The 14,329-nt window shown below is 63.9% G+C and carries 13 protein-coding genes; 8 read left to right on the top strand and 5 right to left on the bottom strand.

What is annotated here, in order from left to right; genetic code table 11:
• Positions 1-12: 12 nt before the first annotated feature.
• Positions 13-726: a tyrosine-protein phosphatase gene (locus tag MKCMC460_RS21760; RefSeq protein ID WP_236977011.1), complete on the top strand. Its 714-nt coding sequence runs from the start codon at positions 13-15 to the stop codon at positions 724-726.
• Here MKCMC460_RS21760 and MKCMC460_RS21755 read toward each other — a convergent pair.
• A complete protein-coding gene (locus tag MKCMC460_RS21755) occupies positions 719-1,267 on the bottom strand; it encodes a TetR/AcrR family transcriptional regulator (protein WP_238304807.1) in 549 nt (182 codons plus the stop codon). The genes MKCMC460_RS21760 and MKCMC460_RS21755 overlap by 8 nt on opposite strands.
• An 89-nt stretch (positions 1,268-1,356) precedes the next feature.
• Positions 1,357-1,977, bottom strand: a complete 621-nt coding sequence (locus MKCMC460_RS21750) for a TetR/AcrR family transcriptional regulator (protein WP_238304805.1) — start codon at positions 1,975-1,977, stop codon at positions 1,357-1,359.
• Positions 1,978-2,105: 128 nt separating this feature from the next.
• On the opposite strand from MKCMC460_RS21750, the gene MKCMC460_RS21745 reads away from it, so the two are divergent.
• The 6 genes from MKCMC460_RS21745 (at position 2,106) to MKCMC460_RS21720 (ending at position 9,901) form a co-directional block, all read left to right on the top strand.
• On the top strand, positions 2,106-3,308 hold the full coding sequence (locus MKCMC460_RS21745) for a cytochrome P450 (RefSeq protein ID WP_238304803.1): 1,203 nt from the start codon (positions 2,106-2,108) through the stop codon (positions 3,306-3,308).
• Positions 3,309-3,407: 99 nt separating this feature from the next.
• Positions 3,408-5,750 (top strand): acyl-CoA dehydrogenase, encoded by a 2,343-nt coding sequence (locus MKCMC460_RS21740; RefSeq protein WP_238304802.1) that lies wholly within the window; start codon positions 3,408-3,410, stop codon positions 5,748-5,750.
• Positions 5,747-6,940 carry an alpha/beta hydrolase gene (locus MKCMC460_RS21735; protein ID WP_236977002.1) on the top strand — a complete coding sequence of 398 codons (1,194 nt, stop codon included), beginning with the start codon at positions 5,747-5,749 and terminating at the stop codon, positions 6,938-6,940. Before MKCMC460_RS21740 ends, MKCMC460_RS21735 begins: the two co-directional genes overlap by 4 nt.
• 83 nt (positions 6,941-7,023) lie before the next feature.
• On the top strand, positions 7,024-8,061 hold the full coding sequence (locus MKCMC460_RS21730) for an LLM class flavin-dependent oxidoreductase (protein ID WP_238304801.1): 1,038 nt from the start codon (positions 7,024-7,026) through the stop codon (positions 8,059-8,061).
• 178 nt (positions 8,062-8,239) lie between these two features.
• Positions 8,240-9,154, top strand: a complete 915-nt coding sequence (locus MKCMC460_RS21725; RefSeq protein WP_238304800.1) for a spirocyclase AveC family protein — start codon at positions 8,240-8,242, stop codon at positions 9,152-9,154.
• Positions 9,155-9,340: 186 nt separating this feature from the next.
• Entirely contained in the window at positions 9,341-9,901 is a 561-nt protein-coding gene (locus MKCMC460_RS21720; protein WP_236976997.1) for a TetR/AcrR family transcriptional regulator, read from the top strand.
• 16 nt (positions 9,902-9,917) lie between these two features.
• On the opposite strand, the gene MKCMC460_RS21715 is transcribed toward MKCMC460_RS21720, so the two are convergent.
• From MKCMC460_RS21715 to MKCMC460_RS21705, 3 genes are read right to left on the bottom strand one after another with little or no spacing between them, the layout of a single operon-like run.
• On the bottom strand, positions 9,918-10,643 hold the full coding sequence (locus tag MKCMC460_RS21715) for a hypothetical protein (RefSeq protein WP_238304799.1): 726 nt from the start codon (positions 10,641-10,643) through the stop codon (positions 9,918-9,920).
• 31 nt (positions 10,644-10,674) lie between these two features.
• Positions 10,675-11,877 carry a cytochrome P450 gene (locus MKCMC460_RS21710; protein WP_238304798.1) on the bottom strand — a complete coding sequence of 401 codons (1,203 nt, stop codon included), beginning with the start codon at positions 11,875-11,877 and terminating at the stop codon, positions 10,675-10,677.
• A 51-nt stretch (positions 11,878-11,928) separates the two neighbouring features.
• Positions 11,929-13,059 (bottom strand): ecdysteroid 22-kinase family protein, encoded by a 1,131-nt coding sequence (locus MKCMC460_RS21705; RefSeq protein WP_236976991.1) that lies wholly within the window; start codon positions 13,057-13,059, stop codon positions 11,929-11,931.
• 166 nt (positions 13,060-13,225) lie between these two features.
• Here MKCMC460_RS21705 and MKCMC460_RS21700 point away from each other — a divergent pair, with 166 nt between their 5' ends.
• Complete coding sequence (locus tag MKCMC460_RS21700; RefSeq protein ID WP_238304797.1) at positions 13,226-14,296, top strand: hypothetical protein; 1,071 nt, start codon at positions 13,226-13,228, stop codon at positions 14,294-14,296.
• The last annotated feature ends 33 nt before the right edge of the window (positions 14,297-14,329 follow it).

Here is a 14,329-nt window from a genome sequence, read left to right as displayed (position 1 = left end):
GGCAGTCGTGAGGTGCGCCTCGAGATCGACGGCACCTTCAATCTGCGTGACGTCGGGGGGTTGCCGGTACAAGGGGGCGGACGCCTCCGTTGCAACCTCCTGTACCGCAGCGACGCGATTGACGCGATCAGCGAGGCGGGGCGCCGATCGCTGCGAGACCTCAACCTTCGAACCGTGATCGACCTGCGGGAGCCCCGGGAGCGGCGAGAGGCGCCACCGGATCTGGGCAATGGCGTTCGGTGTGAACAGATTCCGATTCTGCGTGATCGCCTGACATACGGCCACCTCGCGGACATCGCAGATTTGTACGCCGCCGTCATCGGCGTCGCCGGACCAGAATTCGCGGCGGTGATCGAATGCTTGAGCCGTCCCGACGCGCTACCAGCCCTCGTCCATTGCACGGCCGGCAAGGATCGCACCGGAATGGCCGTCGGGCTGCTGCTGGCAGCCATCGGCGTACCCGATTCGGCAGTTGCAGACGACTACGCCGTCACCGAAGTCAACCTCGGAGAGGAGGCGAGGGCCAGGGTGCTCCAGCGCGCGATCGAGGCTGGAATACCCGCTCAACAGTTAGCTGTCATGATGGGCAGCCCGCCCCAGCTGATGATGGACGTACTCGACCAGGTGCGGGCCGCCAACGGCACGGTCGCGGCGTATCTCACACGGCACGGGTTGGATACTGATGCGCTGGTGCGCCTTCGGCGCACGCTCGTGGAATTCAATTAGGGCGATAAAGCGTATTCCAGACGATGTTGGTCAGCGAGTCCGCGACCTTTCGCAAATTCGACGGGCGCGCGTCTTGGACCAGCTGATCGACCCCCCGCTCCAGTAACCATCCCAGCCAGCCCGAGATCACCACAGGGTCCAGCGAATCGTCCACCGAACCCGCGGACTGTGCGGCCGAGATGACCGCTCCCAGTTCGTCGATCGACTGACTCCGCAGGGCGTCGACTGATCCCCGCGCAATCGGATCGGTGACCGCGCACGCGTGCATAGCGCGGGAAACCATGATGTGTTTGGCGCGATACCGAACGAATTCGCCGAGGATGAGTCTCATCTGGTGTCGCTCGATGAAGCCGGTCTCGTCCCACCACTTGGCCACGATCTGCTTGCCGTCAGCGACGATTCGGGCGTATGCGGAAAAGAGCAGGTCGCCGAGGTCCTCGAAGTACATGTAGAACCGGGTCCGTGACATGCCGGTCTGGGCCGCCAGGCGCTCCACGCTGATCTTGGTGAAGGGTTCTCCGGATTCCAGTAGTTCCTGCATCGCGCGCAGTAGATCATCCCGCGTTTGATCGCGTTTACGGCGGCGGCGGCCGTGCTCACGTCGGTCCACCGGCCCCGGGCCCTTTGCGATCATGGCTCGCAGTTTTCACGGAGCGTGCGCCAGAAGATCTCGGTGAGTCCCTCGGCCAGGGCGTCGAGTTCGTGTGCTCCTGCGCCGGCCACCATCTTCGCCAGACCACGTTCGCTCATCCACATCAACAGGGTCGACGTGGTGGCGGCGTCCAGGCTGCGGTCAATGGCGCCAGACGCCTGGCCTGACCTGATGTACGACGCGACCGCGCTGGCGCCGCGTGTCATCAGCCCGACGAACTCGCGTTCCGCGCTGCCGCCCGGCGGCGGCTCGTCGATTGCGGCCATAATCACGCGATGCGCCCGATATCTGGCGAAGATTCCGTCGATACCGCGGCGCAGATCGGCTTTGGAGCCGTCTGGCCGAATGGCGAACCACGGTTGCAGCAGCTCGTCGAGGACGGAGCCCGCCAAGTCGCGCAGCAACGCGTCCTTATCGTCGAAGTACGAGTAGAAAGTCGAGCGCGTCACGCCCGCCTCGTTGATCAACCTCTCAACGCTCATGTCGCCGTAGGCGAAGCCCTGGTTGTGCAACACCTCGACTGCGGCGAGTAACTTCTCCCGAAGGGCGGCCTTCCGGCGCGCTCGTAGCGCTGCCGTGTTGCGGGTCCGCTGCGCCATTGGAAGAGTTTATCCAGCTAGAACCCGGGAAGGATCCGACATCCCGTCAACACATGATGTCTGATTCCACTGGTCGGCCGCTTGCAGACATTGACTAACCAAACAATGATGGATTAGTGTGCGACGATATGGGCGAGGCGCAGGCCGAATCCGAGACGGCGGCCGCGGCGATTCTGCCGCACTACAACATGTGGGATCCCGGGCACGAGAAGGCCAAGTGGGATGTGTTCGCCTACGCGCGGCGGAATTGTCCAGTGGCCCATACCGATGCCGACGGCGGCGGCCAATACGTCGTGACCCGATACGAAGACGTTCGCCGGGTCCTGGAAGACCCGCAGACCTTCTCGTCTGCCGGTGTCTCACCGCGCCCATCGCCGGTACAACTCAACCCGCTCGACGCTGATCCCCCCTATCAGGTGGAACTGCGCAAGCTCCTCAACCCGCTGTTCACCCGTAACTTTTTGCTCCGGTTCGAACCCGAACTGCGCAAGAACGCCGTCGACCTGATCGGGCGCTTCATCGACAACGGGCGGTGCGACTTCATTCGGGAGTTCGCCGGTCCGTTCGTGGGCAACGCCTTGTCCAGGGTCGTCTTCAATGAAGAGGACCCCGAGAAGATGGACCGGGCGGCCGACGTCGTGATCCGGGTTGCTGTCGAGGCCACCGACGAGGCATTCTTCGAACTCGCCATGCTCGCAGGGCAATACATCGCCGAGCGGGAGGCGAACCCGGTCGAGCGCACCGATGTGCTGAACGCGATCGCGACCGGCGTCCTCGAATCCGGCAGGCCCTTGACCGACGTCGAACGACTCGGTGTCGTCACCGTGCTATTCCTGGGTGGCCTCGACACCACCCGTGGTGCGATGGGCTCGATCGCCTATCACCTGGCCAAGGATCCCGAACTCGAACAGCGCCTTCGTGATCCGGCCTGGATTCGACAGGACATGGACGAGTTCATCCGCCTGGAGTCGCCGGTGGGCTGTCTGGGGAGAAGGGCGACCCGGGATGTCGAACTCGGCGGTGTGAAGATTCGGCAGGGCGAGCAGTTGCTGATCCGCTTCGATTCGGCGAATCGCGACGAGGCACGGTTCGAGGATGCCGCACGCTTGCGGTTCGATGTGCGGCGCCCCAGCTCCGCCGGCTTCGGACTGGGAATCCATCGCTGCCTGGGTTCGCATTTCGCCCGCATCCAGATTGCGATCGCCTTCGACGAGCTGTTCAAGCGGGTGACGAAGTTGCGGTTTGCCGATCCCGACGCCGAAGTGCGTTGGGCCCCAGGCATTGCCAACGGTCCGGAGCGGCTGGATCTGCTGTTCGACAAGATCGGTTGAGCAGACGATGCCGGTAACCCCGCTTCCGCCATCGTCGGCAGAACTGAACCAGCCGAGCGCTGGGATCGGCGGGACCGACGCGACTGAGACGAGGAACAGGTGAGCTTCATACCGGGTGAGGAAGCCGAGCAACTGCGCGCAGTCGTGCGCGAATTCCTCGCCAAACGCTCCGATGAGGCCGCGGTACGCGCCCAGATGGAGAGCGAGCGCGGCTACGACCCGACCGTGTGGCGTCAAGCCGCCGACGAGTTGGGCCTGCCCGGTTTGGTAGCGCCGGCACGGTACGGCGGCGCCGAGGCGAGTGCGATCGAGCTAGGCGTGGTGTTCGAGGAGATGGGCGCAGCACTGTTCTGCGGTCCGTTCCTGGCGACAGTGGGCTTGGCAGTCACCGCGCTTGTCGAACTCGGCGACGAGGATGCCGCGGCACGCTACCTACCCGGCATTGTGGCCGGAGATACCGTCGCGGCACTGGTCTGGTCGGGGCCGTCCCCGGGAGCCAGCACGCTGACCGCGTGCGAGCAGGGCGACGGCTGGACCGTCTCGGGCACCGCCGACATCGTCGTCGACGGCGGCGCTGCCGATCTGCTGCTGGTGGTCGCTCGCAGTCCGGCGGGCTGCTGCCTGCTGGCCGTCGAAGGCGGTGCACCCGGGCTCAGCCGCACACCGCTGGTCGCAATGGATTCCACGCGCAGGCTTGCCGCTGTGAATCTCGACCGGTGTCCGGCGCGGTTGCTGGGTTCGGACGGCGGCGCCAGCGACGCGCTGCGCGACACCGCCGATCTGGCCGCTTTATACCTGGCCGCCGAACAACTCGGCGGGGCGGCCCGCGTGCTGGAAATGGCGGTGGCCCACGCCCGCACCAGATACCAATTCGGAAGGCCCATCGGGTCTTTCGGGCCCATCAAGCACCGCTGTGCCGATATGCTCGTCGACGTCGAGTCGGCCCGATCAGTGGTTTATCACGGACTGTGGACCGCCGTGCACGACCGGGACAACCTGGCCCTGTCGGCGAGCCTGGCCCGTGCGGTGTGCTCGGATGCCTACAGCAAGCTGGCGGCGCACAACATTCAAATCCATGGTGGCATCGGGTTCACCTGGGAACATCCCGCGCACTTGTATCTCAAGCGGGCGAAAAGCTCTGCCCTGCTTTTCGGTTCGGCAACCGCTCATCGGGCGCGGTTGGCCGAGATGGTGGCCACTGTGGCACCGGTGCCTGTTACCGCGCGGCGCGCTGCCGAGGACCAGCCTACCGGCGGAGAGCCGATCGAGGCTGAGATAGCGCAGTTCCTGCGCGACCACCCGGTTGCCCAGCCCGACGATGCCGCGGCCGACCGTGCGCTTCGGGAGGCACGATTCGACGCTGGACTGGCCGTCGTGCATTTCGCCGAGGGATGCGGGGGGCGTGGGTTGGACCCGTCACTGCAGGGCGTCGTCGAGCGCCGGTTCGCGGCTGCAGGATGCCGAGATCATATGGCCAGCAACGTGATCGGCCTCGGGATGGCGATGCCGACGATCCACGCACACGGTACTGGCGAGCAGAAGCGGCGCTACCTGCGGTCGTGCTTCTCGGGCGAGGACATCTGGTGTCAGCTGTTCTCCGAGCCGGGCGCGGGCTCGGACCTGGCCGCGCTGGCCACCCGTGCCGTTGCCGACGGTGACACATTCGTCGTCAACGGGCAGAAGATCTGGACGTCGCTGGCACACCTCGCTCGATTCGGGTTGCTGCTGGCCCGCACCGACCCCGACGTGCCCAAGCACAAGGGTTTGACCTACTTCCTGCTCGACATGCGCAGCCCCGGCGTCGAAGTGCGCCCCCTGCGGCAGCTCACCGGCGAGGCCGAGTTCAACGAAGTCTTTCTCACCGACGTGCGGATCCCGAAGGCCGACGTCCTGGGCGAGGTGGGCCAGGGTTGGGCAGTGGCGATGACCACGCTGGCCAACGAGCGGATCTCGATCGGCGCCCGGCCGGCGCAGCGGGGCGAGGGCCCAATCGGTCGTGCCGTGGAAATCTACTGCGAGGCAGCGAGTTCAGGGCGGGTGGACGCCGTGGTGACGGAGCGGTTGATGCTGCTGTGGACGCAGGCCGAGGCAGCCCGGCTGACCAATGTCCGGGCCGCCCAGACGGGCCGGGCGCCGGGGCCGGAAGGCTCGATCGCCAAGCTGCAGATGGCCGAGTTGAACAAGGCGATATACGAGCTGTGCGTGGACATGTCCGGCGTGGACCAGTTGCTCATCGACGGTTACGACGAGCATGCGCCCACGTCGTCGGCTGCCTACGGCGGGGCCGACGTGCGTAAGTCGTACCTGCGGTCGCTGGCGAATTCGATCGAGGGTGGTACGTCGGAAGTGATGCGCAACATCCTCGGTGAGCGAGTGCTCGGGTTGCCTGGTGAACCCAGGGTTGACCGGGACATCCCATGGCGTGAGGTGCGCCGGTCATGAATTCCGCACCGGCCGTCACCCGTGGCAAGTATCGCCGTACCCCGTATCTTGTTGTTTCCCAAGAGCATTCGGTCCGCAAGGATGTCTACGGCACCGTCGCCGATCACGTGGTGCGGTACGCGCAGTTGCTCCGCGGTGATCGTGAGTCGGACACGGTCATCGTCGCGTCTCATCCGATCGGGTCGCCGGCCTACCTGCCGCTGTTCTCCGAACTGGCGCGTACTGGGCTGCATGTGATCGGTTGCGCCAACCGATATTCGGTTGGTGACTCCGCACTGCAGATGGAGAACCATCTGCTCGATCTCGGCGCCTGCGTGCGAGACGCGCGCGAAAGGCTCGGCTACCAGCGCGTGGTGCTGGCCGGCTGGAGTGGCGGCGGATCGCCGATGATGGGTTATCAGGCGGAAGCGGAGAAGCCCACAATCACTCAGACCGCGGCGGGGGAGCCGTCGTTGCTCGCCGAGACCGCACTCCCGCCGGCTGACGCGGTGATGTTGTTGGCGGCTCCGCGCAGCCGTCACCGGTTGCTGACCGAGTTCCTCGACGCCTCGATCACCGACGAACTGCAGCCCGAGCGCAACCGGGCTGCCGAATTCGACCTGTACGACCCCGCGAACCCCAACCAGCCGCCTTACCCGGCGGACTTCCTTGCCGCCTACCGCGACCGACAACGCGAACGCAACCGCCGGATCACCGCCATGGCCCAGCAGAGGTTGCAGGACTTCCGAGACGCCGGCCGGCCACACGCCGAGCACTCGTTCGTCGTCCACGGGACGATGGCCGATCCGCGTTGGCTGGACCCGACCATCGAACCCAACGGCCGCCGGCCGCGGTGGAGTTATCTGGGCGACCCCGAGGTGGCCAACACCAGCCCCGGTGCACTGATGCGCTTCACCACTGCGCGGAGTTGGTTGTCGCAGTGGGGGTTGGACACTGCGCAGGTGGACGCCGGCGACGCGGCGCCGCGGGTGTCGGTGCCGGTGCTCATGGTCGTCAACGGCTGTGACGACGCGGTGCCGACCAGCCATCAGGCGCAGGTGTTCGATGCGATAGGTCACCAGGAGAAGGAGCGGGTAGACCTGCCGGGCGCCAACCACTATTTCACCGGCGAGGATCAGCGATCGCAGCTGTCACAGGCAGCCGATCACGTCCACGACTGGCTGCACCGCCACGGTTTCGACCTCGACTAACCCTGACGCCAGGACGGCCTGGCTGTCAGCGCCGGCAAATAACCAAACAAAGATTGATATCCGCCAAAGAAGGAGCCCGACAAATGAAGCTGAGCCTGATGACCCTGGGGGACGTGGTAGCCGATCCGGTCACCGGGCAGGTCGCCACGGCTGCCGAGCGGCACCGAGCCATCGTGGAGGCCGCCGCAGTCGCCGACCAAGCAGGCTTCGAGGGCGTGCACATCGGCGAACACCACGGGCTTGAGTACACGACATCGGCGCCGCCGGTGATCCTCGCCGCGATCGGGGAACGCACGTCGCGGCTGCGGTTGTCCACCGCCGTTACGTTGGCGGCGAACCTCGACCCGATCCGCGTCGCCGAGGACTACGCGACCGTCGATGCGCTCTCTGATGGACGCTGCGAAGTCGTGGTGGGCCGGGGCAATTTCTTCGTCTCCACCTACACGCTGTTCGGGCAGCGTTTGGAGGACTCCCACGAGCTGTTCGCCCAGAACGTCGAGCTGCTCGCCCAGTTGTGGGCGGGCAAGGAGGTGAGCTGGGCGGGATCGCGTCATCGCGCCGCGATCAATGAGTTCGTGCTGCAGCCTGCGCCGGTGGGCACGATGCCGCTATGGGTAGGCGGCGGAGCCTCGGAATCGTCGCTCGAACTGGCGGCGCGCCTGGGACTGGATCTGATGCTGCCCTCGGCGTTCGGTAACCCCCAGATGTTCAAACCCGTGGTCGAGAACTATCGGGAGAGGTTCGCTTCTTATGGGCATCCCCGTGATCCGCGGGTCGGCGCCTGCTGGCACGTCAACGTCGCCAGGACGAGCCAGGCGGCCCGGGAGCGCTGGGAACCGCGCTACCGGGCCTACTTCGAGCTGATGAATACCGTCATCCCGCGGGTGAATCCCGACCCGCCACCGTTCGTCACCAAGCCGTTCGACTTCGAGTTCCTCACCACCCGCGGTCCCGCCATCGTCGGCAGTGCGGCAGAAGTGGCCGATCGGCTCAACTCCTGGTCGGAAGTCCTGACCAGTGACACGAACTTGATCTACGTCGACATGGGCGGCCAGCCGGCCGGCGAATACCGCGACATGGTGGAACTCATTGGCGCCGAGGTCATCCCCCAGTTGAGCTGAGGCTGCCTGACAGCGAGTACGTATGCGGTGTCTATGGCATATTGCCACCCCGGGCGAGCACGGTGTTTAATTTATATTCAAAGAAAGGGTGGTGATTGCCGTGGTGTCCGAATCAACGCTGCACCGAAGCGGCCCGCGCCGGGGTGCGACTGCCGTGGAGCCGTCACGCTCGGGAGGGGTGACGGTATGGGCGGCAATCGCTGTCGTCTGGCTGTTGATCGCCGTGCAGGCCCTGGTGCGATGGATGGCATCGAGCGATTTCGCGCCGGCACCCCTGGACGGCCACGATCAGATGCCGGCGTGGAACGTGGTGGCGTTGCGCATCTTCGAGGGACTCAGCATGGCGCTGCTGGTGTACCTCGTATGGGCCTACGTGGTGACCCCCTGGCGCCGGACCGGTGCGTTGAGCCTGGACGGCAAGTTCGTCCTGGGCGGGATGGCCGCTTTTGTCGCCGACGCCTTCCTGAACTGCTACACCTACCTGTTCGCGTGGAATGCGCACAACGTCAACATGGGCGTCTGGACGGCGTATCTGCCGTTCCACAACCCGGCGGCATCCTCCCGGTACGCGGAGTCGCTGTTGTGGGGCCCGCCGATGTACGTGTACTTCTGCGCCGGCGTGGCCGTGGTCGGCTGTCCCGCGTATTTCGCGCTGCGGTCCCGCTTTCCGCACCAGTCGAATGTGGCCCTGCTGTCGATCATCTTCGCCGGCGAGTTCGTGTTCGATTTCGTGGTGGAGAATTTGGCGATCCGGTTGACGCACGGCTATTCGTTCGCGCAAACCTACGGGCCGCTTACCTTGTGGGCGGGCAGCCAATTCCAGTTCCCGCTCTACGAGTCGTTCCTGGTGGCCACGCTGGGATTATTCTACACCTGGATGCGGATACAGGCCGTCTCGTCCCCTGATGGGCTGTCACCGGTGGAACGCGGCTTCGAGCGTTGGAGGCCCTCACTTCAGCCGATGGTGCGTACCCTGGCGGTGATCGGTTTCTGCTGTGCTGCAACGATATTGATCTACCATCTGCCGTTCAACTGGCTGGGCATCGTGGGTGCTTCGCACGCGCACCTGCCGTCGTACCTGCTGCCCGGCTGAGTCGGCAAGCGCCTCAGTCTGTTCAGGACTCGCGACTGAATCCGAGTTTGCGCGCGATGAATCGCCGTCGCCGGAGCTAGACTTACGCTTCGATACGAAGCGACGAGGATTCTGTCAGATATGCCAACGGTGACCCGCAGGGCGAAGCAAAGCCGGGCAGAACGCCGAGAGGCGATCGGCAACCGGTTGTTCACGATCGTCGAACGCTTGCTTGCGGAGGGTGCCGTTTTTTCCGAGATCAGCGTCGAACAGTTGATCACCGAGGCCGACATCGCCCGATCGACTTTCTACGTGTATTTCGAGGACAAGGGCGCGCTCATGATCGAACTGATGGAGCGCGTCACGAAGGCGGTGGGAGATGCGGCCAACGACTGGTTTCAGTTGCCGCCCGGAGCGACTCGCGCGGATCTGCGCAAAGCGCTCGCTCGCCTGGCCGCGGCGTATCGACAGCACGGTCGCATGATGTCGGCGGTCATTGAGGCCGCCGCGTACGACCCTCGGGTACAAGAGGAGTACGCCGCGGTCATGGCACGCCGGTGTGACGACATGAACCGGAACTTCATTCCCCAACAGCGCGACGGGTCCATTCGTGGGGACATCGATCTGGTGGCCGTGACTCCGTGGCTGGCGTGGATGTTCGAAAGGGGCTTCAACCAGTTGGCGGGGCGCGACGGCGTCATGACCGAGTCTGCGCTCGACGGCGCCACTTCGGTGATATGGCAGACGTTGTACGAAGGCACTCGCTGAGGGTCGACGGCAGTCTTCAGCTACGGAGCCCTGCGGGTGCTCCGTATTGCGCAGCTGCTGCCTCGGGCATCAGGACAGCCCGTCGCGCCAGAACGATCATCAACACGAACCAACCCGTGAAGCTGGTCAACGGGATCCACCAGACGAGAAGCCCGTTCCAGGCGAACGGACCGCTCTTGGCGAAGAATGCGATGACCGCAGGGATGAACGAAAGGCTGACCCAGAACTGAAGATACGCCGCCCAGCGCGGGAAAGCGGGGCGCGGCCGCGAGTCCTTGAGGATTGCGATACCCAAAATAATGTACTGCACCATGAACGGGGCGATGGGTGTAATGAAGAGCAGCCAGCCCAAATCACTGAGTGCCTGGGTGATCTCGGGATTCCTCTCGGGTCTGAAGGCTGCGGCCGCCCACGCGAATGCCGGCAGCATAAATGTGAGCATCGAGACGATTCCCGCTGCCAGTTGAGTTGCGGCCCAGAAGAACGACTTTCCTTCGATCTCCTTGATGAGTGTGGAGAGTGTGACGGTCCACGGCAGGTATAAGACAGCGCCGAGGCTCATGAGCACCATGCCCACCCGAATCGGGACGGAGCTTTCGTGAAACAGCTGGGCAACCTGTGGTGCGGTCAGTGAGGGGGCGAGCGGCGGCACCCAATGGGCGAATCCCAGGTACCCGACAGCCCAGATGACAAAGAAAGCCGCGGCGCTCCATACCCCGATCAGACGTGAATTCGGTCTCATGCCAGGCAATCTCCTCTGAACGAAGTGCGTGTCAGTCCCATTCGAAGTGCAGGTGCTCGGGGCGATGAAAGATCATGCCCTGCTGTACCCGGATCTCCTGGTCGGGTGCAACGCGCAGGTTGGGCAGGCGGGTAAGCGCGGTCTCGATGGCCACTCGCATGTCGAGTCTGGCCACCCACTTCCCGATGCAGTTGTGCGGGCCGAGACCGAAATGCACGCTCTTGCGCATTTCGGCGGCATCGCGGTCGATATCGAATTTCGCGGGATCTTCGAACTCGCTGTCGTCGTTGTTGGCCGACTGCACGAGCAGAAAGAGGTTGGAGCCCTTGGTGATTTGCTGGCCGCGGATCTCGACGTCCTCTTTGACGCGACGCACAATGCCGCGTGCGGGGGTTAGTCGCCGCAGCGACTCCTCCACGACTTTAGGCACCAATGACAAGTCGGACCGAACGCGGTTGATCAGATCCCGGTCCTCGCAGAGTTTATAGAGCGCAAAGCCGATACCTCCTGCGCTCGTCTCGAATCCGGCGATGACGAGTTGTCCCACGACACCGAGGATTTCGCGATCGGTCAAGCTTTTCTCGCTGCCGTCCTGGGCAAGAATCAGACCGCTGATCAGATCGTCGTTCGGTGACTTGCGACGCTGTGTGATCGCTTCCATCAGGTAATCGCTGAAGTCGACTTGCTCGCGGGCCAGATACCTCCGGCGAGCATCGGAAATGGACGGGACGAACAGCTCGGTGATGCCCAGCGTCCACTCGTGGAATTTCTGGTGGTCCTCGGCCGGTACGCCGAGGATGCTGATCAGCACGTGAACGGGCATCGGGGTCGCGAATCGGTCCATGAGGTCGCCGCGCCCCTCGGGCCGGATGGCATCGAGAAGGCGGTCGGAGGCTTCCTTGATCGCGCCCTCGCGTGCCCGAACCGCATTCGGCGTCAATGCTTTGGTCGCCAATTTTCGGATTCGGGTGTGTTGTGGCGGATCGGTGTTGACCAGTGCCGGTTGCCAGGGGGCGTAGCCGTGCGGCAAGGCGTCCTTGAGCTCGTCGGGCACATCGCCGACGAGGTCGTCGGGCATGCAGCCGAAGCGGTCGACGTCCTGAATGATCGGCAGGATGTCGTCGTATCGACTCAGGACCCACGCGTCGAGCTCGGGAACATGCATGATGGGGGCGTGGTGGCGCAACTGTGCGAAGAGTTCGCACGTGTCCCATGTACTGCGAAACGCGTCCATCATCGTCGGTTGATCCTGCGCAGTCTCGGTCATGAAGTGCGCCTTCCGTTTTCAGATCAGGGCAGCTGCTGCGGGCGCGTCGAGGTCGAGCGCCATCTCGGCGTAGCGGCGGATTTGGTCAACGATCAGCTGGTCACCGCGTTCGGTCGAGGCCACTTGCCCGGCCATGCCCACGAAAAGCAGGACCCCATACATGGCGCCCTCGCGGTAGCTGTCCCAGCAGGCATCGAAGTCGAAATCCCTTACCCCACCACGCAAGAGTTGTTCGTGGTACTCGGAGATCAGGTCGCGTTCCGAGGAGCGTCGATTCTCGGTCGCCAGGGCAGAGCCAAGGTAGTAGGCCGGATCGACTCCCGGGGGGCCGAGCCGAACCGTTTGGAAGTCGATCACTGCAACACGCTGGCTATTCGGATCGATTGAAAACATGATGTTGTCGCTGCGGAAGTCCCCGTGCTGCACCACTGTTGGGGCTTTCCAGCTGCGCACCCAGGCTCCTGCCTGTGGAATGACGCGCTCGAACAGTGTGACGTGGTCCGCGTCGAGGTGATCGCCGAATCGGGAGAGAAACGGCGGCAGTCCGCTGGGTATCGCATCGAACACCGCGATGGTGCGCGCCGGGCAGGCGATCCAGTTAAGTCCGGAAATCTTGTCTGAATTCCACAGCGGTGCTTGAAATTTCGCTAGTTCACCGAGGGCGCGTGAGCAATCGTCGACGCTGCTCGGCCTGAGTACGTCCCCTGCCTGCAACTCGCTGCTCAGATCCTCCAGGACCAGAGTGAAGTTCTTGGCGCCATCCGACAGTTTTGCCAGGTAACACCCTGGCAGCCCCATATCGGGGACAAGCGGCGCGATGTCCGAATAGAAGCGGGTTTCTAATTCGTACATGCTCATGGCGTGGGCGACGCCCAGGCTGCCCGGATCGTCGGTCGGGAACTTCACCAGCAGCGACCCCGGGGTCGATTCGGGTCCCGGGTAGGTCAGCGTCGCGCGGACCATGCGGGCCATCAGGCCGCCGGTGACCGGTTCCAGAATCACTTCCGATAGATCGGCCCCGGCGGAGACACTCGCGGCGGACAACACCCGCCTGAACCAATCCACTTGAAGCTCTGCGGCATTGGTGATGAGCGGGATCTCACGCTCGGTGAGTGTCGTCTGGCTTCGCGACAGCGAGCCGGCCGTCACCGACGGCCTCCTCGCCGCGGCTGGAGTCGTCGTGCCGCCCCACATCCGGCAGCGAGGACTTTAATCGAACATATCATTCGAACATAATGTACGATTCGAAAAATGGTGTCAATCGCGTCGCGCGCTCGACGGGAGCGAGACGTAGACCTCGACGAGGAGGAACGACATGGGCTGGACGGACACGATCGACGTCTCCGACGAGCGATTTCACCCCCATAGCGACGACCCCTATTGGAGCGAGAACAGCCTGCTCGGCTTCAACGTCCCCGATCGAAATCTGTCCGGCTTCATCTACTTCTACTGGCGTCCCAACATGAATCTGGTGGTTGCCGGCCCGGCTGTGTGGGACAACTCCGGCGAGGATGTGTACAACTGTCTGTACTACGGCTGGGATCAACACTTGGCCATCCCGAACGGTGCCGAGATGTTCGATTTCGAACTCTCAAACTCGTTGAGCTGTAGCATGATAGAGCCTCAACAGGAATATCGGTTTCGCTACGACCGCCATGGTGTCAAGTTCGATCTCACCTGGACGGCCATGGCCGAGCCGCACTACATGAAGCTGGCCAGAAGCGGCGATGAGGACCCCGGCATCAAGAACTGGGTGAAGAAGGACGGCGATTTCTCTGTTGGTCACTACGAGCAATCCGGCTGGTTCGCCGGATATCTCGAGATTGGTGGTGAGCGAATCAGGATCGACTGTGGGGCACTACGCGACCGTGGCTGGGGGCCCCGGCACGCTGACGTCGCCGACCCGCTGCGAGCCGGGTGGCCCTATGTCTTCGCGAGTCCTGACAGCGCGTGGCATCTCTACGATCCCCAGACCGAGTTGTCCTTTGACGAAGACCCGATCGCAGGTACCACCGAGACGGTTACGACGGGCTTCTACATTCGCGACGGGGTGAAGGCCCGCGTCCTGGGGGGCACCCGTCGCGCCGAACGTGGTCGAGACGGACGGGTGCTCACGCAGGTGATCGATGCCGTCGACGAGCTCGGCCGGGAGCTGCATGCCGAAGGGCAGAGCCTGAATTGGCTCAAGTGGCCCATCAACAGCGACATCCTCAACTGGTGGTCGCTGGTCCGATGGCAATACGACGGCCAAACCGTTTACGGCAACGATCAGGACTTCATGTCCTTCCGGCACTATCGCCGCTACTGGCGCAAGCTCCTCGCCGAGGACCCCGCGTTGCTGAATTGCTTTCCGGCATCCGCCGAATATCCGCCCGATGGCGCTTGAGACGACGACACAGAATGAGCTGATCGGTTCGGG

The organism is Mycobacterium sp. 20KCMC460, from assembly GCF_022179425.1.
In the GTDB taxonomy this organism is placed as follows: Bacteria; Actinomycetota; Actinomycetes; order Mycobacteriales; family Mycobacteriaceae; genus Mycobacterium; species Mycobacterium kiyosense.
This window is presented reverse-complemented; position numbering and strand designations above follow the sequence as displayed.

Coding starts and splice junctions, on each gene's coding strand:
- MKCMC460_RS21755 (WP_238304807.1), bottom strand. CDS start 1,267: ATGCAGGAACTACTGGAATCCGGAGAACCCTTCACCAAGATCAGCGTG.
- MKCMC460_RS21750 (WP_238304805.1), bottom strand. CDS start 1,977: ATGGCGCAGCGGACCCGCAACACGGCAGCGCTACGAGCGCGCCGGAAG.
- MKCMC460_RS21745 (WP_238304803.1), top strand. CDS start 2,106: ATGGGCGAGGCGCAGGCCGAATCCGAGACGGCGGCCGCGGCGATTCTG.
- MKCMC460_RS21735 (WP_236977002.1), top strand. CDS start 5,747: ATGAATTCCGCACCGGCCGTCACCCGTGGCAAGTATCGCCGTACCCCG.
- MKCMC460_RS21730 (WP_238304801.1), top strand. CDS start 7,024: ATGAAGCTGAGCCTGATGACCCTGGGGGACGTGGTAGCCGATCCGGTC.
- MKCMC460_RS21715 (WP_238304799.1), bottom strand. CDS start 10,643: ATGAGACCGAATTCACGTCTGATCGGGGTATGGAGCGCCGCGGCTTTC.
- MKCMC460_RS21710 (WP_238304798.1), bottom strand. CDS start 11,877: ATGGACGCGTTTCGCAGTACATGGGACACGTGCGAACTCTTCGCACAG.
- MKCMC460_RS21700 (WP_238304797.1), top strand. CDS start 13,226: ATGGGCTGGACGGACACGATCGACGTCTCCGACGAGCGATTTCACCCC.